The sequence below is a fragment of the bacterium genome, from assembly GCA_030649055.1.
In the GTDB taxonomy this organism is placed as follows: domain Bacteria; phylum Patescibacteriota; class Minisyncoccia; order UBA6257; family JAUSGH01; genus JAUSGH01.
Map to the genome: position 1 here is coordinate 32,851 of JAUSGH010000002.1, position 19,635 is coordinate 52,485.

Consider the following 19,635-nt stretch of genomic DNA (forward strand, 5'->3'; position numbering starts at 1 on the left):
AAATATAAAAACAAGGGTATACTATAAACATGCGCCACTGGCACACCATCACACTCGTATTCATTCTCGCGTCCGTCGGGTTATTACTGGCGAATGCCGGTCCGATTACTCCGATGCGCGTTCTTGGAATAAGCGCGGCGCTTGCGCTCCTCGGCCTCGTCTTCATCATCGCCAGGGGACTCATTGGCGACATATGGGCGCTACTCCCCGTCGTGATGCTCGGGTTCGCTCCGCCGTTTCTTGCATACGGCTCCGATGGGCTCCCTGGGATCTCGGCCGCGCTTGCGCTACTCACTGCGATATGGACGTTCGCGTATTTTGTTCAGCATCCGTCGCGTTCCGGGCTCATCATCGCGGGATTTGCGTTCGGCGGGGCGCTCCTTGTTCACCCGATGGGATTTATGACCGGCGCCATAAACGTAACACTTGCGTTTGCCGCGCTCATGACAAGCATTGCCGTTGATTGGAAAGATGTCGCTCCCGAAATGCGCCGCCACCGCTTTATCATCCGCGCCATGCGTTACGCGCGCGGGACATCCGTGGTGCTAGGCATTGGCATCGCGCTCGCCTATCTTTTTTACGCGGCCGCGCCGGCAATGCCCACCGCGGAAGATACGCCACTCATCATTGCGTGGATTGGAGAAAACGCCGCGCTCCGCCCCTTCGGCGCATACCTCTTACACATCGTTCAATATATCCAAACGCTACCGGCATTGAACGCGCACATAGGAACGGCGTTTGCGCTGACGCTTCCTCTGCCACTCTTAGGGCTTTTCGTCATTGCATTATGGTCGGGGATCAGCGGCATGCTACGCGCGGCGTTTGAGGATATTATCGCGAAGGAACCCATGCTCATCAACCACATCGCGACAAATCCTGTCGGATTCGCGTTGCAACTGAGTACCGCGACGTATCTCGCAGTCGGCCTCGCCGATCCGAACAGCCGGGGCGCACTCATGCTCATACTCCCCCCGCTGACAATCCTCGCGGCAGGCGCGATCAAGCGGTGGTTTATTATTATTGACGAGGAATTGTTGCGCAACTCGTTACTGCGCGTACTCGTGCTTGCGCAAAACATCGGGAGCATTTCAATCAAGGCGCTCGTGCTTGCTATGCTTCTCCTCACCGCGATTATTACCGCCCTCATAAGCGCCCCGAACTTTTCCGCGTACACGAACGTTATCGGCAGAGTAATCACGAATATCGCAAATTAGGCTCGGTAATAATGCGAATAGGCTACTCGTCATTATTCGCATTATTTATCCCCCATTCGCATTATTCGCGATTACTTCATCTTGTAGTACGCCTTCTGCTCAACCCGGAAATCAACAACGTTGATGTTCCGGAAGTCCTTCCGTCCCGAGAGAACGCTTAACGCCGTTGCCGCAAACGCCGAATCAAACCGCAGACTGAAGGCGAGCGTCGGAGCATTTCGCGCGGTCACCGTGACTTCCAGCAGGTTCCGGTCAAAAACAATATGCTCCACCATAAGGCCGGCGCCCTGCACAATTTCAATGACGCGCTGCAAACGCATAAATTGATTGCCCGGAAGCACGGCAGCGCCGAGCGGTGGCAAAGCACCATCTTCGCTGATTGAGGTAATCAACTGCCCATCAGCGAACGGCGCGTACTGAAACGCGATTCCCATTGGATCAACCCACGCGCACGCGTTTTCCGCCCCGCACCACACGAGTGCCCGCTCGCGGTCGGTGACGCTGACACGCAATACGCGTCGCGCAAAATCCCGCGACACTTCTACGCGCGAGAGCACAAGCTCAGGAAGCGCGATGCTTGAACTCCCCCACACAAAAAAGTGGTCAAATCCCAAAAATCTGCCGAAAACATTTTTCAGCGGGTATGCCCGGAGATCAGCCAAAAGATCGGCGCGCGACACATGACTTTCGCCGGAAATTTCGATAGAGCGATAATAAAAAAATGGAAATTTCAGCACAACCGCCGCAAGCCCGATGAACATAAGGCCGAGAAGCGAAAACCACACCAAAAATCCGATATGCTCCTGTGGTCGACCGCGAACGCCCGCACTTGTCATAGTATGTACAAACTCACCCCATTCGCATTATTTGCCGCCATTCGCATTATTCGCGATTACTCCACGACAATTCGCTCAATCAACGGATTAATGCGCGTCAAGTATTCATAATACGAGGCGCCACCCGCGGCCGCGGCGATTTCCTCCGCGCTGATTTCTTCTTTTCCCTGCATACCCGTGAGCGTCACCCGGTCGCCGAACTTGCAAGGAATCCCCGTCACGTCCACAACAACAATATCCATAGACACTCTGCCAAGCACCCGCGCGCGATGCCCATTAATGAGCACCTCGCCGACCCCGGAAAGCGCCCGGGGGAATCCGTGCCAATAACCGACAGGCAACACCGCGAGCATTGAGTCGCGGCGCAGGCGCTCCACTAAATCATATCCGACATAATCCCCTTTCTTCGCTGTTTTTACCTCGCCGACAATGGTATGCCACGAGAGAATGGGCTGCAGATTTATTTCCGGAAGCTGGATGCGCAACTCTTTTGATGGGTAGAGACCGTAAAAGCCGATACCGACTCTAACGGCATCGTAATGATATTTTTTGTTGACCATCGCTCCGGCGGTCGCGGCCGCGTGACGGACCAATTTCTTCCAGCCGGCTTTTTTGAGCATCCCGATCGCGCGGTCAAACGCCGCCGCCTGCATGTCAGTATAGGTCGGATAATTGATGTCCTTCGCGGATGCAAAATGCGTATACACGCCGGTCAAAAATTTTCCCGACGATGATTTCTTGAGAGCGTCGATAACTTCGGGCAGATCTTCAACATAAAAACCCTGCCGATGCATGCCGGTGTCAATTTTCAGATGAAATTCGGGGGCGTTCTTTTCAGCGCAAAGCGCGCGGAGCGCATCCATACCGGAGATAGTAAGCGTGACCTTATGTTCCTGCGCCAAAGGGTAAAGTTTCGGCAGCGTAAAACCAAGCACAAGAATCGGAGCCGTGATGCCACGCTCGCGCATCGCAACCGCTTCAATGATGCTGTCCACGCAAAAGCCGTCAACGCCGGCTTGGAAGAGCAGCGGCGGCATGACAAAAATGCCGTGCCCATAGGCATTGGATTTCACGACCGCGAAAAGCTTCACTTTCGCCGACAACAATTTCCGCATCGCGGCGGCGTTATGCAGCACCGCGCTGCGGCTTATTTCAACCCATGTACGGACATCGTGCGCGAGAGATTTCATTGTATCTCTATATTATCGTATTAGTTGCAAAAAATCAAAAAACGGCGGACACTGAAAGTAGTTGAATCCTCATTAGAGAAAGGAGGTGAAGCCGTGAACATCAAGAGTTTCATGGGCGCGAAGTCGCTCCGAATGCTCATCTACCCCATTCTTGGCGTGATGTTGCTCTCTGCCGTGTCACTACGACTCAAGATCTATGACGCATCGTTGTGGGCAACGGTGTGCCGCTGGTATAAGACCGAGCCGTGGAGCAAGATCATCAAGGAATACGTCTTAGAAGCCGCGGTATACGAAGAGATCGTATTCCGTGGTCCGGCGTATGGGTTCCTCGTCGCGTCACTGTTCGCGGCGTGGCTCACGAAGCGCGTGACCGGACGTACACTGCTCACCGCCCGACGCATTGATGGCGTGGCGATTCACGACATCATCGCAGGGATACTTGCTGTCGCGGGCACCTACGTCTGGGCGGCAAAAGACCACCCCTACCCGCTTCCGACGTTCGCAATGGGACTCATCTTCGCGTCAATCATGATCAAAACGCGAAACATCTTGTGGAGCATAGGAGCCCACGCGTTCATCAACCTCTGTGTCATCGCGAGCGCGAAACTCGGTGGAACGATGCTCTACTAAAGAGGACCCCTAAGCCATGCTTATCGGTCCTCTTTGCCTATTTCGGCAAAGCCTGTATACGGCTGTAGCGCCTCCGGAATCTTGACTGAGCCGTCGGATTGCTGATACTGCTCCATAATCGCGATTATCGTACGGCCGATGGCAAACCCCGTGGCATTCAGCATGTGGACAAACTCATTGCCCTTCTCGGCCTTATATTTGATATTCACGCCACGCGACTGAAAATCCGTCGTGTTGGAGCACGAATGTGTTTCGCGGAATTTCCCCTCTCCCGGAATCCACGCCTCAATGTCGTAATGCCGCGCGTCGGTGAAACCCATGTCCCCCGTGCAAATCTGCACGACGCGATAATGCAAACCCAGCGCCTGCATGAGTTCTTCCTGCATAGAGAGCAAAAACTCATGCTCCTCGTTTGAGTGGTCCGGGTGAGCGTACGAAAACATTTCAACTTTATCAAATTGGTGCACGCGCAAAATACCTTTCGTATCTTTGCCGTATGAACCCGCCTCGCGCCGGAAGCACGTGGAAAAACCGACGTAGCGGAGCGGCAGCGTTGTTGCGTCAAGCACTTCGCCCATATGCATGGGGCCGATGGTATGCTCCGCGCTTCCTACAAGGTACAAATCGTCCTTCGGCAAATAATACCGCTCCTCCTCCTGCCCGCCCGTGAGGCGCCCCATCCCCCTAAACACTTCCGGCTTAATCATCACCGGCGGCACCACCGGACAGAATCCTTTAGCGAAAAGTTTTTGCATCGCGAACTGCACCAGCGCGAATTCCAAAAGCGCCGCTTTGCCGAACAAGTACCCGAACCGGCTCCCCGACACCTTCGCCGCGCGCGCGGTGTCAATGATGCCGAGCGTTTCCGCGAGCGTCAGATAATCCTTCGGTTGAAAATCAAACTCCGGTTTTTTTCCGACCAAACGCAGCTCCTTATTTTCTGATTCGTCCTTCCCGACCGGCCAGGACGGATCAGGGATATTCGGAAGCCGAGAAAGCAAGTCATCGCGCTTTAATTCCAGCGCGGGCAATTCTTTTTCCGCCTCTTTCAGCTCCGCCTTTATAACTTTCGCCTCGTCAATTTTTTTCTCTTTACTCAACGCATTCAGACGCGCGCGGAGATCCTCTGTGGCTTTTGTCCGCTCCCTCCAAGCCGCATCCACGGCCAAAAGCTCGTCCACCGCGGAAGCGGGAACACGCTTGGTTGCAAGACGAGCCTTTATCTCGTCCGGTGATTTTCGGATAACCGCGATATCAAGCATGAATGATTAAGACTACGGAAGTTTACGCAAAATTCGCGCTACAACATCACGCGTCTCTGCCTCGGTGGCGCAGAACGCCGGATTGCTTGAAGTGATATCCACGAGCCAGACGCCCTTCTTGACGCTAAAATTATATCCGGATTGCACATCGGAAAACGGGTCCGGAACCGTATACGCCTTTTCACCAAGTCCGACGACGTCAATCGTTTTGAATCCGATCGTCCCAAAATTCGCCCGCCCTTCGGCAAAAATAGCATCCGCCGATTCCGCGCCTTTTCCGTCCGCTCGACTGACGTTAACCAAGAATTCCCCATCCTCCTCCCCGCCCTCCGCTTTCATTTTGCAGGTTTGGGGAAACGCGTTGATATCCCACGGATCACTGCTGTTCCACTGCGTTTGCTTCACGCCCGGGCACGCCGCGCGCACGTCGTTCCAAAAATACGTACAATCCACAAACCCCTCGTCGGTGTACAAGCTCGTCGCGGGAAATGGCGCGCCTGCCTCTTCTTCAGGCACGCCCTCATCAACAAAAGACGCGGCATCTTCATCCGATACCATATCGTCCAACACCGCTCCGTTTCCGCCGAGCAACACAACTGCTCCCCCGACAACAACCGCGATCACAACCAAATAAATAAGAATCTTCATATGCATTACGCACTACGCCGTTATTGCTGCGGCACAGCCGAATAATACTTCCCAATCTTTCCGACAAGCAACTTCGCGTACGCGTAACGGGTCACGACGGTTCCGACAACCGCGACCAGCGGCGCCATTCCGACAATGCTCGCGAATCCCATGCTCGTCAGCAGCGAAAGCGCAGCGCCGATAAGGTACGGATAGAACAGCAGTTTGAACAGCGTATTAAATTTATTGCCGAGATACTTTTTGTTAATCGCGAGCACCTGCGGATACCACTGCGAAAGCACGTAACCCATAATCGCTCCGATAATGGCGCCGTTCACCGCCGCATTCACCACTCCACCAACAATGGAAAGACTGTAACCGAGCAATGCCGAGAATGCGATATTGCTGATAATACTTTCCGCCACGGTTGCTCCCGCGTTATACACCGCGCTCCAAATCATCGTGTCCTTCGTTTTTTGATCAAATGTCATAATACTTTTATTTATGTAATAAACTGCTGTGATTAATGTTCGGCTCGAAACCCGCGATTTCGACGATCTCGGGCACATAACCGAGCTGCTCAATATTCTTTTCCAAATCTTCGCGCAATAATGCCTGGTCATACCCAAGCGCAATCACGTCCGGTTGATATTTCTTCACTACCTCCCAGCTAGAAAGTTCGCGATCGCCGATGACGACCTCATCGACACTATCTTCCGCTTCAAGATGCGCGAGGCGTTCACCGACGTCAACCTTCGGCAAATGCCCTTTCAGGTGTTCCACAATATGATCCTGCGCCACAACGGCAATGAGATATTCGCCGAACGCTCTTGCTTCTTTCAAAAGCGCCTTATGCCCCTCGTGGATACCGTCGAATACGCCGAATACCATGACCTTTTTCATACTGGTGTTATAGGTCCTATGGGACTTATAGGACAAATGGGACTTATAATTTTTTCGGTCGCAATGTCGGAAAGAATACGCATTCCCTCGCCGGCTTATCTACGAGTATAGCAAACAATCGTTCGGAAACGCCAAACCCGGCCGCGGGCGGCATGCCGTATTCCAACGCCTCAAGAAAGTCTTCGTCTAAACGCTGCGCCTCCTTATCGCCCGCTTCGCGTAAGCGCGATTGCTCAAGAAACCGCTCGCGCTGATCCGCGGGATCGTTATTCTCCGAAAATCCTTTCCCAAGCTCGGTGCCACACGCGACAACCTGGAACCTGGCGACTCGCCCCGAAAGCGTTGCTGATCGTTTTGCCAGCGGCTCAATATCCGCCGGAGGGTTCACAAGAAAACACGGCGCAATAAGCGTTGACCGGACGACTTTTTTAAACAACAAATCGATCAGACGGCCACGCCCGAGTTTGGGATCGGGTTTGAAACCGCGCTTCACCGACTCAGCAAAAAGCTCATCGCGCGTCGCGGATTCGAGCGATAGCCCCACGAGTTTTTTAAACACGTCATAGTATTCAATTTTCGGCCAGCGCTTGCTCCAGTCGATGACTTGTCCCTGCCAGGACCGCTTCAATTTCCCGAACACGGATTTGATAACGGACTTATACAATTTTTCAACCAGTGACATCAGCGCGCCGTACTCCGCATACGCCCAGTAAAACTCCAACTGGGTATAATCCTGCAAATGTTCGTGGTCAATGCCTTCGTTCCGGAAAATACGTCCGAGCTCAAACACTTTTTCATATCCGCCGACCAACAGTTTCTTCTGCGGAAGCTCCAGCGAAATGCGGAGATATAAATCAATGTCCAGGGCATGATGATGCGTCACGAACGGTTCGGCGTCTGCTCCTCCCGGGGTAGACTCCAAGGCGGGAGTTTCCACTTCCAAGAACCCGTCGTTAATAAGCCCGGCGCGAAACGCGTTCCAAAACCGGCTCTTCATACGAAACATTTCGCGGAGCTCAGGATGAAGCATCAGGTCCAGGTATCGTTGCCGGAGCCGCGTCTCAACCTCTTCCAGACCGAAATGTTCGGACGGAATCGGACGGATAGTTTTTGTCGCAAGCATAACCTTTTTCGCGGCAATGCTTTTTTCTCCGCGCTGGGTGACAAACAACGTTCCGGTAATGCTCAAAAAATCACCGATATCAAGATTATCGCGCAACAAATCAAACGCCGGCAGTTCATCTTTTTTGAGCACCGCCTGCAACGCGCCGCTCTCGTCCTTAAGGTCAAGAAACACCACGCCGCCGTGACCGCGCATGCCCACGACGCGCCCCACGACGGAAATACGCTTTTTTGATTTTGTGAGCGCTGTGAAATGTTCCAACGCGACACCGATGGCATGCGTACGCGGCACAGATTCCGGATAACACAACACACCGGCAGATGTGAGTGCCGCAAGCTTCTTCTTCCGTTCAGCGATAAGGTCTTCTAACATGGAGTAATCGCGAATAATGCGAATGGGAGTCCGAAGTTATTCGCGTTATTTTTATTTGCAATTCGCGATATTTGCGAACACTATACTAATCTATTTTCGCAATCTTATACATCACCTCCCCTTTCGGCGTCTTTACCTTCACGCTTTCTCCGGGTTCACGTCCCAAAAACGCTTTTCCAAGCGGCGATTCATTTGAAATCTTTCCAGATTCAGGATCTGTTTCGTTTGATCCGACAATGGTAAATTTCATTTTCTCTCCATCTTTTGTCACTTCAATCGTAGAACCGACCTCAACTTTTGTGCGGCTGGTTGTTTTGGAAATAACACTCGCATTTTTGATGATGTCTTCAACCTCAAAGATGCGCGATTCCACTTGCGCCTGCTCTTCGCGCGCCTCAAAATATTCGGAGTTTTCCGAAAGATCGCCGAGTTCCTTCGCGCGCTTCAAGCGATCGGCAACCTCAATGCGCTTTGTTGTTTTTAGCTCATTCAACTCCGCTTTTAATTCCTCGAGGCGTTCCGGTGACAAATACTGTTGGTCCATAATTATGATGAAGGTGAATCCTTTTTATTCGTTGGTAATTGATACGTATCCCGAAACAACATCCACCGCACCCGCACCGCGTCAATCAGCGACTCAATGTAACGATGATAATCAAAGCGTCGTGGATTATCATTCGACCAGAAAATGGGAAACTCGTGCGTGCGATACCCCAGCTGGGCTCCCAAGGCAATCACTTCACCTACCCAGCCGGCAGAGTCAACACGCGTCAGCGGAAATACCCGTTCCGCCGCGCTTTCCGAAAAACAATACCATCCACTTTCCGTGTCCCACACACGAGGGGTCAAAATCGCCTGCATGAGGAAGTTATGTAGTAGTCTAAACAAACTATCACGGACGCGCAAGAGCGGCCGCACGCGACCACGAGCCACCACGCGCGAACCGACAGCAATGTCAAACCCGCGCTGAAGATACGGGAATGCTTTATGAAACTCCACCACCGAGGACGAATTTGTGGGATAAAGCACAACACGCCACTTTCCCGAGGCGGCGCGCATACCCTCGCGCACCGCGGCGCCTAACCCTTTGCGCGTACCCGAGGTAAGCAGACGGATGTTCCCGAGGAGCATCCTGAACCGACGCGCGATTTCCGCGGTTGCGTCGGTTGAGGCATCGTCTGCAACGATAATTTCAAACTGCATATTCGCCTGCGTGAGGTGATGGTCAATATCAATGAGCGCCAACGGTAGCGTCCGGGCGTTATTGAGTGTAGGAATAATGACCGAAATGAACGGCTTTGACATACTTTCAGTATATCACTACAATAAAGGGCGTCATATGGTAACGCTAAAATCAAAGGAGGAGGTCGCCATCATGGCGGTTGGCGGCAAAATGTTGGCGGAAGTTATCCGCAACGTTGCCGCGGAGGCGCGTGAAGGCGTGAGTCTAAAAACATTGGACGCGCTCGCGGAAAAACTCATCCGGCGTGCGGGCGCCTTGCCCGCATTTTTGGGCTACCGACCACACGGTGCCGGCAAGCCATATCCCGCGACCATCTGCGCCTCGGTAAACGACATTATCGTCCACGGCATTCCCACGCAATACAAATTGCGCTCCGGCGATGTACTAAAGCTTGATTTCGGACTCCGGCATGAAGGCTTTTGCCTTGACGCGGCCGTCACCGTAGCAATAGGGACAATCACAACCGAAGCATCGCGACTCATTGAAGCGACAAAAAAGGCGTTACTGCTTGGCATCAAAGCCGCCCAGCCGGGAAAACATTTGGGCGACATCGGTGCCGCAATTGCCACCTACGTACATGGAAAAAAATTCGGCATCGCCGAAGGACTGACGGGCCACGGCATCGGCCACGAGCTCCACGAAGACCCGAGCGTGTATAATTTCGGAAAATCCGGCACCGGTTTGGAACTGGTGCCGGGACTTGTCATCGCTATTGAACCGATGACAACCGCAGGAAGCGGAAAACTCGTGCAGTTGCCCGACGACAGCTATGCCACCGCGGACAGTTCAATATCCGCGCACTTTGAACACACCATCGCGATTACGGAGAAAGGACCGATAATTCTTACATAGTAAATCCCAAGCACGAAGCACTAAATCCTAAACAAATTCAAATAACCAAAATCCCAAAGAACATGCAGTTCTGCATTTTGAGCATTTGAGTTTTGATACTGTTTAGAATTTAGATATTGGGATTTAGGATTTATTTTGCCATTCCAAGCTTCTCTAAGATTGTGGCAAAAACCAAGTACGGCATCGGCTCCCCGTCAATCTCAACAATCTCATAGCCGCGTTCGCGGAGTTTCGCCAAAATCGGCGCGGTGCGCTGTTCGAATTCTTGCAAACGAACTTTGATAATCTCCGGCGTGTCCAACGTGCGCTTGCGGAACGATCCTCCGCACAACGGACAAATTTTCGGTTGCGCGTCCGGAAGATACATCACCGGCGTTCCACATACCGAACAAAGCATACGATTGCTGTTGCGATACACCGTCGTTTCCGGCTTAATCTTTAAATAAATGACGTGGACATTACCGCGGCCATAGAGATCCTCTAAAAGATCAACAAGCCCGCGCTTGCCACCCTCGGCAGTGAACGCTTCAAGTTCGGTACGCGGCGAACCGCTAAAGACAATCCCCAGGCCGGAGGAATGGATACGCTTTGTTTGCGCGGCGACAATGGAATACGCCCACATCGGGTCGCATAACCGACCGGAATCAAAATTATCGCGCTGTTCCTGAATCACCAAGTCGTTGGCATTCGCCGGATCATGCACGGTCATCTCCATAAACTTTCCCGTATCAAAATGAATAAGGCCGAGCTTCGCGGCCAAAAGATTTGCCTGCGTCCCCTTCCCCGCTCCCGGCGAACCGTAGACGATAAGTGCCCTTTTCATACCGTTATTATAAAAGCAAGAAAGCAAGAAAGCAAGAAATAGAAACGCCGGTCGCCTCCAGGCGACCGGCGCTAGCGCGATACACGCTCCCGAAGGAACGTAGGGTCAGCGGTAGCGGTGATGCAGTCCATCACCTGCGCCGCTCCCTCCGTGGTTTTCAGGAATTCCAGCACGGGCGTTTTTGTTTCCGGCAAGTTCCCGCGAATGAATTGCCAAACCCACGGATGACGACCCGCGAGTATCCAATTCAGCCGAATCGCGTCAATGCATTCGCGGATCCGCCGAAACTGTTCCGCGAACTGCAGCGACGAAATGCGGCTGTGCGTGAGCCACTGCGCAACCGTGTTCTTGTCCAATCCGTCCCCGATAATGAGGGCGAATTCCGTGGCGCGAAGCGACGTCTTGCCGTCCAGCGTCAAATCGCGGCACAGCCCGCGAACGAGCTCGCCCCATGCTGACCAGACAACACGCCGGCTTGGCACATAAAACGCGAATCCCCCATTCCCGAGTTTGGTCATCGCTCCCAAGCCAAGCACGCCGATATCGGTGATGTCTCGGTATGGGATGGCGCGTCCGCCGAACGATGCCGTTGCGTTGTCCTCTGGCGACACTGCGTTCGCCGCGCGTCGGAACGCGCGCCAAAGCATCCGCGCCGAACGCTTATCCATAAGCTCCCGAAAAACCGGCTCATTACGCGTTGAAACATCAACGAGCAAGAGTTCATCGGGAGGCGTAGCGAGAAGCGCCGCGTCAGATGCGTCAAGCACCGCGACCGCGTAGACGCTCAAGTCAAAAATCCTAGCCATTGCGTTACTCCCGATAGAAAAAGTAGTTCCTGAGTTTATCGAAGGACTACATTAGAATACTTTTTTTAGCATAACAAAATAAAAAATAAAATGAAAACACCGATCGCCCTAAGGCGATCGGTGTTGAACTTTTGAGATACGCTTACGCGAGAATCCGCAGAACACGCTCGGCGCCGCGTGCGGTGCGCAGCAATTCCATCGGACGCCGCCTACCGAAGTGCCGCGAACGGTCATTGAAAAAGAAGTAGCACATGCCACCCTCCTTGGTGCGGGAAGCCGCATCCAGGCACTCACGCAAGCGCTGCAGCAGAACCTGTGTCTGTCGGTCGGGAATCTGACACCCCGTGCGCCAGCGATCCACCTCCAGCCCGAACGTCACGATGCAGGTGCGATTGCTCGGCCGGAGCAGATACGCAAGTCCGTTGGGGCTAAGCAACAGCCGCCTTGAGGGTGAGAGGTCTCGCATGAGCTGCCGGACGAACGCGCTCCAGAGCGCGGCCTGCCGACGGAAAGTCTCCCGCTCCACCGTTTTCCGTGCCCATGTCGTCATTGCGCGTCTCCCTTTCTACAACGAGAATTCCTCATACCTACACTGCCCACACTATAGCAATACCGCAGGCAAAAATCAATGAGATAAGAGGCGCAAACAAATACATAACCCTTCGACAAGCTCAGGGAATAAAACGCAAAGGTTGAAAGATATAAATATAAAACTAAAGACAAAGAAGAACGGCTCGCTTTCGAAATGAAATGAGTGCTAGAAGCCACGACAAAGCTGTACCCACAGGGGTACTGCGAGGAGGGGCGACAACGCAATCGCTCATTTCGAAAGCGAGCCCCAAACTACTCCATCCCTTCGTACTCACGCATCGTAAGCTGCGCCTCCAACTGCTGCATCGTCTCCAGCGCCACAGAAACAACGATTAAGAGTGCCGTGCCTCCGATGGTCAAGGTCGCGATGCCAGTGATGCTTTGCGTGATAATCGGCAAAACCGCAATCAATCCCAAAAACATTGCGCCAAACAACGTCACGCGGTTCACGAGCTTGCTCAAGAAATCGCCGGATGGCTCCCCCGGCCGGATGCCCGGAATAAATCCCCCGCTCCGCTGCAAATTTTTCGCGATTTCTTTCGGATCAAACGTGACCGCGGTGTAAAAGTACGTAAACACGACGACCAACACAAAATAGGAAATGCCGTAAATGAGCTGGTTATTCAGCAATCCGGCCACAAGGTCGTTCAAACGCACCGAAAGATCGGTTGAGACCACGGAAACGATCTGCGCCAAAAATTGCGGAAAAAGCAAAATGGAGATCGCGAAGATAATCGGAATAACACCCGCCTGATTGACGCGCAACGGCAAATAACTCATAGATCCGCCGTACACCTTATTGCCGCGAACCCGCTTGGAATATGCTACGGGAACTTTACGCTCTCCCTGATTCACAAACACAACACCGGCGATGACAATAATACTCATCACGACAAATGCGATATAAGTCGGAAGCATCGCGACGTCATAAGACAACACCGCTGTCCGGACAGCTTGCGGCAGGGCGCTGACAATACCCGCGAAAATGATAAGCGAAGTACCGTTGCCTATTTTTTTCTCCGTAATCAACTCGCCGATCCAGACAAGAATCATCGTGCCCGTCATGATGATGATGACGTTGCGCATGATTTCAAAAACATCCAACGCCGGAAGTACGCCCTGACTGCGCAGCAAATTCAGAAACCCATACGCCTGGAGTCCGGCAAGCGGCACCGTAATGTAACGGGAAATACGGTTGAACTTCGCCCGACCCTGTGCCCCTTCTTCGTAATAGATCACTTTCAAGTTCGGGAAAATCATGGTCAAAAGCTGCATGATGATAGTCGCCGTGATATACGGGCCAACGCCAAGCATCATGATAGAAAGATTGGAAAGCGTGCCACCGGAGAATACGTTCAAAAAGCCCAACAACTGATTGGAACCCAAAAACTCCCGGAGACGCACCGCGTCAATGCCCGGAATCGGAATGGCGGCAAAAATACGAAACACCACGAGCAAAAACGCGATGCTTAAAATCTTGTTTCGGATATCGGGAATTTTTAACGCCGCTGCGAGTTTTGCAAACATAGTATGATTTGAAACTATCCGCGTTTTTCCGCGTTACTATCCGCGTCCGTCCGCTTCTATGCAACCACTTTACCACCCGCCGCTTCAATCTTTTTCTTCGCGCTCAAAGATACCGGAAGTTTTTCAACCGTCAACGCTTTTGCAAGAGTCCCCTCGCCCAAAATTTTGACCGGCGCTCCGGCGTCACGAATAAGTCCCGCCGCAACCAACGTGTCACGCGTGACCACAGCGCCCGCAACAGCATCAAGATCCTTGACATTCACCACCTGCATCGCCAATTTGTGCGGCTTATGATTATAACCGCGCAGCTTCGGCAAACGCATAATCAAATCACGTTCAGCCGGACGCATTCGGTGACCGGAACGGGATTTCTGACCCTTTTGTCCGCGACCGGATGTGTTTCCCCGCTTGCCGCCACGTCCGATGGTCGGTTTTGCGCGCTTTTGCGCAGTTTTTCTTTTTAGTTCATGCAATAACATGTGAGTGCTATTTTATTTTACTCTTTCTCAATTGCTTTAACGCTTCCATGGTCGCCAAGGCATTCGTCAGCTTGTTCGGCGTGCGTCCTAATGTTTTTGCCACAACGTCGCGAATCCCAGCGAGCGAGAGCACGGTACGCGCGGCACCTCCGGCCCGCAATCCATGACCTTCAATAGCCGGCTTCAAACGGATGCGCGCCGCGGAAAACTTCGCTTCTACTTCGTGCGGAATAGTACGCCCTTTAAGCGGAATAAGAAAAACGTTTTTACGCGCCGCTGTTTTCGCTTTATCAATCGCACCGGCGACGTCCAGTCCTTTCGCAATACCGACACCGACTCTTCCCTTAGCGTCACCGACAACCATCGTAACACGGAACCGCATACGCTTACCACCGGCAACCACGCGCGTAACGCGACGAATATCAAGCGTTTTTTCTTGAAATTCATCCATCTTTTTATCCGGAAAAGGCATCCGGCGACGTTGTCCACCGAAACGATGCCCACCTCCTTGCGCTCCAAAACCACGGTCCCCCTGCGGACGCGCCGATGGAGCTCCGGATCCCGGAAACACCGGAGCTGAAACTTTTGCCGCCGGGGCTTTTGCCACGGACGCGCTTGCGGTATTCGGTTGTGCTGGTTTTTGTTCGTCCATAACTTTAAACTTGAAGCTTTAAATCTTTAAACCGGCAGTTAGAGCGCCAGCCCTCCTTCACGCGCGCCCTCAGCAACCGCCTTCACGCGCCCATGATATTTATATTGGCCTTTGTTGAAAATCGCGGAAGCGATGCCGGCTTTCTTCGCCGCCGCGGCAATAATGCCGCCCAACTCCTTCGCGGCCGCTAATTTTTGCAGTTTTGCTTTCCCTTTATGCAACGCGCGCGTAGATGCCGAAGCAATCGTAAGGCCTTTTTCATCGTTAATCAACTGCACGGAAGTATAATGATTGCTCCGAAAAACCGAAAGCCGCGGCGTTGAAGCGGATCCGAAAATCTTCGCCCGGTTTCGCGCTTTGCGCAATTGCTTATTCAGATTTTTTCGTTTGGTCAATCGCATATAGGTTTATTTCGCCGCCGTAGCTCCCGCGCCCGCTACTTTCTTGCCCGATTTACGCCGGACAACTTCACCCTGATAATGAATACCTTTACCCTGATACGGCTCCGGCTTCTTGATCTTCCGTATCTTCGCGGCCGCTTCTCCCACAAATTCGCGGTTCACCCCGGACACCTTGATGACTCCCTTTTCAACCACAACCGTGACTCCTTCCGGAGGCGTAAATTTTACCGGATGCGTAAAGCCGACATTCAGCACCAATGTTTTCCCTTCCATAGCGGCTTTAAAACCAATACCTTCAATTTCCAATGCTTTTGAAAATCCCTGACTCACACCCTGGACGGCGTTCGCGGCAAGCGCCCGCATGGTTCCCCAGTTCGCCCTCGCCTGTACTTTATCACTCGCGGCCGTAAAAACCAAATTACCGTCTTTTTGTTCAACGGAAATATAATCCAAAATTGGGAGCGTCACCGCGCCGAGCTTGCCTTGCACGGAAAGTGTTTTTCCATCCACGGTTACCGTGACGCCTTCAATAATTTTTACCGGTTGTTTTCCAATTTTAGACATATCTTTCTGCTGTTTAAATCTTTAAATATTGAAATAGTTTTTGAAATTACCAAATTTCAAAAAGCAGTATCCCTCCAACCTTCGCTTTCCGAGCTTCAGTGGCAGTCAAGATACCTTTCGGAGTAGAGAGCGCAAGCAAACCAAATCCTTGATGCGCGGCGGGGAGCTTTTTATAACTCACCGAGACTCTGCGCGATGGCTTTGCGTACAATTTCACTCCGTGGATAACTCCGCCGTCAGCGTCATAACGAAGCTTCGCCTCAATGATACGCTTCGGCATTCTCCCCTTCTTTTCCGCGGACTCAAGATATTTATGCTTCGCCAAAAGCTCCGCGACAGCAAAATCCATGCGCGAAAACGGCGCCTTGACACTTGCTAAGCGCGCTTGCTGTCCATTTTTAATTCTTGTAAGAAGGTCTGCTAACATAATGGGTATATTTAAACGTTTAAATATTTAAATATTTTTGTTACCAACTCGCTTTTTTCACTCCGGGAATTTGTCCTTTCCCTGCCATTTCTCGGAAACAAATGCGGCAAAGACCGAACGCTCTCATATAACCGCGTTTGCGCCCGCAGCGGAAACAACGGCGCACCTTTCGACTGGAAAATTTCGGTTTTTTATTCGCTCGCGCGATAACAGAAGTCTTTGCCATTTGCTTTTTGTTTTTATGCTTTCTTGCTTTCTTGCTTTTTGAACGGAACGCCGATTTCACGATAAATCTCGAGCGCTGATTCACGCACACGCCGCCGTGGAACAACGGTGACCTCCATGCCGAAATTTACCTTCACAGTTTCCATATTGACTTCTGGAAATACTATATGCTCTTTGATGCCGATGGTCAAATTGCCATGCTCATCAACGGCGGTATTGCTGATCCCACGGAAATCACGCACGCGAGGAAGAACGGTGTAAAGCACTTTCGCGAGGAAATCACGCATCCTCCGGCGCCGCAACGTGGCCTTAAGACCAATCGTCGTTCCCTCACGAATTTTAAAACCCGCGATAGATTTCTTTGCGGGGGCAAACATCGGTTTTTGTCCCGTGATAGCCGAAAATTCCGCGACAACTTCCGGCAACACCTTATCCGCAAAATTCGCGGACTGCGAGAGCCGTCCGATTCCGGAATTCACGACAACTTTTTCAATTTTTGAGAAAGGATCGTTCTTCATATATATTAGATTACCCCTCCGCACTTTTTGCAAATACGCACTTTTTTATCGCCCTCAAACCGTGCACCGGGGCGCGTCACCTTGTCACAATTCGGACAAACGATCGCAACATTGGAAATTTGGATCGGCCGCGGAACGGAAACAACCTCTCCCTTCTCGCCCTGCTTTTTGGCGCGTTGATGACGTTTCTGCGTGACGCCCTCAACCAACACAGTATGCGATTGCGTGTTTATGTGCAAAAGCTTTCCGGTCTTTCCCCGGTCTTTACCCACCATCACTTTTACATTGTCATTTTTCTTGAGCTTCATATTGAAATTACAAAATTTCTTCCGCCAAAGGAATAATGCCGTCATATCCGCGCTCTTTGACCTCGCGGGCGATAGGACCGAAAAGACGCGTACCGCGCGGCTGCTTCTTTTCATCAATCAATACCACCGCGTTATCATCAAAACGGATATACGAACCGTCCGGTCTGCGCAACGGATTGCGTTGACGCACGATTACCGCCTTCACAATGTCTTTTTTCTTCACGGCTTTGCGCGGATCGGCAACCTGCACGGAAGCGATAATGATATCGCCCACTGTTGCATAGCGCTTTCGGCTGCCGCCGAGCACGCGGAAACACCGGACGGTACGCGCGCCGGAGTTATCCGCGACATTTAAAATAGAACGTTCTTGAATCATGATTGTTTGCCGGTAACCTTCCACCGTTTATCACGCGACATCGGCCGAGTCTCCTCAATAACCACCTTATCACCGGTATGATACGCGCGTTCTTCATCGTGCGCCTTTAAACGGCGCGATACGCGGTATTGTTTCAGATATTTCGAGTTCATTTTCATCTCCGACACTTCAACCACGACGGTTTTCTGCATCTTGTCGGAAACGACCACTCCTTTTAATTGACGGTGTTTGATTTCCATACGTATATGTTACGCGGTTACGGAAAGTTTTAAAAATGTTTCAACTCGGGCAATATTCTTTTTTATCTCGCGCACCTCGCGCACATTTTTCACCTTTCCGTTCTCCAAATCATTTTTAAGCGTCCAAAGACGATCGCGAAATTCAACGAGCAATTTCTCAAGTTCCGGCTTCGGTTTACGCTTCATTTCCTGAATTGCGGTGCGTTTCATAGTATATAGTGAGCGGGAAAATTATGCAAATGATTATTTATAGTGAGCTGGTCGAACTATTTGATGACAATCCGTGTTTTTACCGCCAATTTAAATCCGGCAAGTCGCAGCGCCTCGCGCGCAACAGACTCCGGAACGCCGTCCATTTCAAATAACATTCTGCCCGGACGCACCGGAAACACATAGTGGTCAACCGAACCCTTACCGCCACCCATGGTAACTTCCGGCGGACGCGCGGTCACCGGCTTATCGGGGAAAATGCGGATCCAAATACGGCCTTCGCGCTTAATGAAGTTCGTCATCGTGCGGCGCGCGGCTTCAATTTGGCGTGAGTCAATCCAGCTGGACTCCAGCGCTTTTAAGCCATAACTTCCGAATGCAAGCGTCAGTCCGCGCGTTTCAACATTGCGCCCGCGTGAGCGTCCTTTGTTCCACTTGCGATGTTTTACTTTTTTCGGCATTAACATATGTGTGTAGCAAACTTATCGCGCCGTCGGCATCTTCTTTGAATCAACTTTCTCAAACACTTCGCCTTTATAAATCCAAACCTTGATACCCACAGTTCCGTAGCTCGCGAACGCGGTCCCCTCGCCGTAATCAATCCAAGCGCGCAACGTCTGAAGCGGAATCTTGCCGGTGCCAAGCCACTCACGGCGGGAAATTTCCGCGCCGTCCAAACGGCCCGAAAGTTTGATTTTCGCTCCTTTTACGTCGCGGTTCTGCATAACGCTCGCCAAATGCTTTTTGAGCGTACGCCGGAACGGCAACCGCTTTTCAAGATCCCACGCGATGTTTTGCGCGACGTTCACCGCCGAAATCTCCGTACGCTTCAGCTCCTCCACGTTCAAGCTGATGGAAACTTTGCGTTTCTCCTCGCCCTTCTTGCGCGCGCGCCACAGCTTTTGTAGCGTTGCCTCAATAGCGGCGCTCAATAACTCAATACCCTTTCCGCCGCGACCGATAATAAGACCGGGACGCGCGGCTTTGATAAAAATTTTATAGCTGTTCGCGGTACGTTCAATTTCAACTTTGGAAACGCCGGCCGTGCCAATTTTTTCATCAATAATATGGCGAATGGTTTCGTCTTCCTGCAAAAAATCGCGAAACAAGCGCTGTTTCGGAAACCAGCGCGCGTTCCAGTCCTCCACAATCCCGAGCCGCAATGAAGTTGGTCTGACTTTTTGTCCCATATCTTTTGATTATCTGCGTTCATCCGCGTTGTTATCCGCGTCTTTCC

29 protein-coding genes are annotated in these 19,635 nt (G+C 51.9%); 3 read left to right on the forward strand and 26 right to left on the reverse strand.

The window, feature by feature from the left end:
* Positions 1–29 precede the first annotated feature (29 nt).
* Entirely contained in the window at positions 30–1,214 is a 1,185-nt protein-coding gene (locus Q7R85_00515; protein ID MDO8584589.1) for a hypothetical protein, read from the forward strand.
* A gap of 71 nt (positions 1,215–1,285) precedes the next feature.
* On the opposite strand, the gene Q7R85_00520 is transcribed toward Q7R85_00515, so the two are convergent.
* Together Q7R85_00520 and alr are read right to left on the reverse strand one after the other, a co-directional pair.
* Entirely contained in the window at positions 1,286–2,050 is a 765-nt protein-coding gene (locus Q7R85_00520; protein ID MDO8584590.1) for a hypothetical protein, read from the reverse strand.
* 56 nt (positions 2,051–2,106) lie between these two features.
* On the reverse strand, positions 2,107–3,240 hold the full coding sequence (gene alr / locus Q7R85_00525) for an alanine racemase (protein ID MDO8584591.1): 1,134 nt from the start codon (positions 3,238–3,240) through the stop codon (positions 2,107–2,109).
* Between the two features lie 24 nt (positions 3,241–3,264).
* Between alr and Q7R85_00530 the strand changes: the two genes are divergently transcribed.
* Positions 3,265–3,870, forward strand: coding sequence for a CPBP family intramembrane metalloprotease (locus Q7R85_00530; protein MDO8584592.1), 606 nt, complete (start codon positions 3,265–3,267; stop codon positions 3,868–3,870).
* A 20-nt stretch (positions 3,871–3,890) separates the two neighbouring features.
* On the opposite strand, the gene serS is transcribed toward Q7R85_00530, so the two are convergent.
* From serS to Q7R85_00565, 7 genes are all read right to left on the reverse strand, one after another.
* Complete coding sequence (gene serS / locus Q7R85_00535; GenBank protein MDO8584593.1) at positions 3,891–5,132, reverse strand: serine--tRNA ligase; 1,242 nt, start codon at positions 5,130–5,132, stop codon at positions 3,891–3,893.
* 12 nt (positions 5,133–5,144) lie between these two features.
* Positions 5,145–5,780 carry a hypothetical protein gene (locus Q7R85_00540; protein ID MDO8584594.1) on the reverse strand — a complete coding sequence of 212 codons (636 nt, stop codon included), beginning with the start codon at positions 5,778–5,780 and terminating at the stop codon, positions 5,145–5,147.
* Between the two features lie 20 nt (positions 5,781–5,800).
* A complete protein-coding gene (locus Q7R85_00545; protein MDO8584595.1) occupies positions 5,801–6,250 on the reverse strand; it encodes a hypothetical protein in 450 nt (149 codons plus the stop codon).
* A 7-nt stretch (positions 6,251–6,257) separates the two neighbouring features.
* Positions 6,258–6,662 (reverse strand): adenylyltransferase/cytidyltransferase family protein, encoded by a 405-nt coding sequence (locus Q7R85_00550; protein ID MDO8584596.1) that lies wholly within the window; start codon positions 6,660–6,662, stop codon positions 6,258–6,260.
* Between the two features lie 43 nt (positions 6,663–6,705).
* Positions 6,706–8,157, reverse strand: a complete 1,452-nt coding sequence (lysS, locus tag Q7R85_00555) for a lysine--tRNA ligase (GenBank protein MDO8584597.1) — start codon at positions 8,155–8,157, stop codon at positions 6,706–6,708.
* Positions 8,158–8,242: 85 nt separating this feature from the next.
* On the reverse strand, positions 8,243–8,701 hold the full coding sequence (greA, locus tag Q7R85_00560; GenBank protein MDO8584598.1) for a transcription elongation factor GreA: 459 nt from the start codon (positions 8,699–8,701) through the stop codon (positions 8,243–8,245).
* 2 nt (positions 8,702–8,703) lie between these two features.
* Positions 8,704–9,462, reverse strand: a complete 759-nt coding sequence (locus Q7R85_00565) for a glycosyltransferase (protein MDO8584599.1) — start codon at positions 9,460–9,462, stop codon at positions 8,704–8,706.
* Between the two features lie 34 nt (positions 9,463–9,496).
* Here Q7R85_00565 and map point away from each other — a divergent pair, with 34 nt between their 5' ends.
* Entirely contained in the window at positions 9,497–10,252 is a 756-nt protein-coding gene (gene map / locus Q7R85_00570; GenBank protein MDO8584600.1) for a type I methionyl aminopeptidase, read from the forward strand.
* Between the two features lie 130 nt (positions 10,253–10,382).
* Here map and Q7R85_00575 read toward each other — a convergent pair whose 3' ends face one another.
* The 17 genes from Q7R85_00575 to rpsC form a co-directional block, all read right to left on the reverse strand.
* Positions 10,383–11,075 carry a nucleoside monophosphate kinase gene (locus tag Q7R85_00575; GenBank protein MDO8584601.1) on the reverse strand — a complete coding sequence of 231 codons (693 nt, stop codon included), beginning with the start codon at positions 11,073–11,075 and terminating at the stop codon, positions 10,383–10,385.
* Positions 11,076–11,146: 71 nt separating this feature from the next.
* Positions 11,147–11,881 (reverse strand): hypothetical protein, encoded by a 735-nt coding sequence (locus Q7R85_00580; GenBank protein ID MDO8584602.1) that lies wholly within the window; start codon positions 11,879–11,881, stop codon positions 11,147–11,149.
* A gap of 142 nt (positions 11,882–12,023) precedes the next feature.
* Positions 12,024–12,347 carry a DUF2384 domain-containing protein gene (locus Q7R85_00585; GenBank protein MDO8584603.1) on the reverse strand — a complete coding sequence of 108 codons (324 nt, stop codon included), beginning with the start codon at positions 12,345–12,347 and terminating at the stop codon, positions 12,024–12,026.
* A gap of 377 nt (positions 12,348–12,724) precedes the next feature.
* The gene (gene secY / locus Q7R85_00590; GenBank protein MDO8584604.1) at positions 12,725–13,999 is read right to left on the reverse strand and encodes a preprotein translocase subunit SecY; all 1,275 of its coding nucleotides are present in this window, start codon (positions 13,997–13,999) and stop codon (positions 12,725–12,727) included.
* A 56-nt stretch (positions 14,000–14,055) separates the two neighbouring features.
* Positions 14,056–14,478, reverse strand: a complete 423-nt coding sequence (rplO, locus tag Q7R85_00595) for a 50S ribosomal protein L15 (protein MDO8584605.1) — start codon at positions 14,476–14,478, stop codon at positions 14,056–14,058.
* Between the two features lie 7 nt (positions 14,479–14,485).
* Positions 14,486–15,130: a 30S ribosomal protein S5 gene (locus Q7R85_00600; GenBank protein ID MDO8584606.1), complete on the reverse strand. Its 645-nt coding sequence runs from the start codon at positions 15,128–15,130 to the stop codon at positions 14,486–14,488.
* A 38-nt stretch (positions 15,131–15,168) separates the two neighbouring features.
* Positions 15,169–15,531: a 50S ribosomal protein L18 gene (rplR, locus tag Q7R85_00605; protein ID MDO8584607.1), complete on the reverse strand. Its 363-nt coding sequence runs from the start codon at positions 15,529–15,531 to the stop codon at positions 15,169–15,171.
* Positions 15,532–15,537: 6 nt separating this feature from the next.
* Complete coding sequence (gene rplF / locus Q7R85_00610; protein ID MDO8584608.1) at positions 15,538–16,095, reverse strand: 50S ribosomal protein L6; 558 nt, start codon at positions 16,093–16,095, stop codon at positions 15,538–15,540.
* 46 nt (positions 16,096–16,141) lie between these two features.
* The gene (locus tag Q7R85_00615) at positions 16,142–16,522 is read right to left on the reverse strand and encodes a 30S ribosomal protein S8 (protein ID MDO8584609.1); all 381 of its coding nucleotides are present in this window, start codon (positions 16,520–16,522) and stop codon (positions 16,142–16,144) included.
* A 40-nt stretch (positions 16,523–16,562) separates the two neighbouring features.
* Positions 16,563–16,748, reverse strand: coding sequence for a type Z 30S ribosomal protein S14 (locus tag Q7R85_00620; GenBank protein MDO8584610.1), 186 nt, complete (start codon positions 16,746–16,748; stop codon positions 16,563–16,565).
* Positions 16,749–16,761: 13 nt separating this feature from the next.
* The gene (rplE, locus tag Q7R85_00625; GenBank protein ID MDO8584611.1) at positions 16,762–17,265 is read right to left on the reverse strand and encodes a 50S ribosomal protein L5; all 504 of its coding nucleotides are present in this window, start codon (positions 17,263–17,265) and stop codon (positions 16,762–16,764) included.
* Between the two features lie 5 nt (positions 17,266–17,270).
* Positions 17,271–17,573, reverse strand: coding sequence for a 50S ribosomal protein L24 (gene rplX / locus Q7R85_00630; protein MDO8584612.1), 303 nt, complete (start codon positions 17,571–17,573; stop codon positions 17,271–17,273).
* A gap of 7 nt (positions 17,574–17,580) precedes the next feature.
* Positions 17,581–17,949, reverse strand: a complete 369-nt coding sequence (gene rplN / locus Q7R85_00635) for a 50S ribosomal protein L14 (protein ID MDO8584613.1) — start codon at positions 17,947–17,949, stop codon at positions 17,581–17,583.
* A complete protein-coding gene (gene rpsQ / locus Q7R85_00640; protein ID MDO8584614.1) occupies positions 17,946–18,188 on the reverse strand; it encodes a 30S ribosomal protein S17 in 243 nt (80 codons plus the stop codon). Before rpsQ ends, rplN begins: the two co-directional genes overlap by 4 nt.
* Before the next feature lie 9 nt (positions 18,189–18,197).
* A complete protein-coding gene (rpmC, locus tag Q7R85_00645; protein ID MDO8584615.1) occupies positions 18,198–18,398 on the reverse strand; it encodes a 50S ribosomal protein L29 in 201 nt (66 codons plus the stop codon).
* A 56-nt stretch (positions 18,399–18,454) separates the two neighbouring features.
* On the reverse strand, positions 18,455–18,865 hold the full coding sequence (rplP, locus tag Q7R85_00650; GenBank protein MDO8584616.1) for a 50S ribosomal protein L16: 411 nt from the start codon (positions 18,863–18,865) through the stop codon (positions 18,455–18,457).
* Positions 18,866–18,880: 15 nt separating this feature from the next.
* Positions 18,881–19,588 (reverse strand): 30S ribosomal protein S3, encoded by a 708-nt coding sequence (rpsC, locus tag Q7R85_00655; GenBank protein MDO8584617.1) that lies wholly within the window; start codon positions 19,586–19,588, stop codon positions 18,881–18,883.
* Positions 19,589–19,635: the final 47 nt, after the last annotated feature.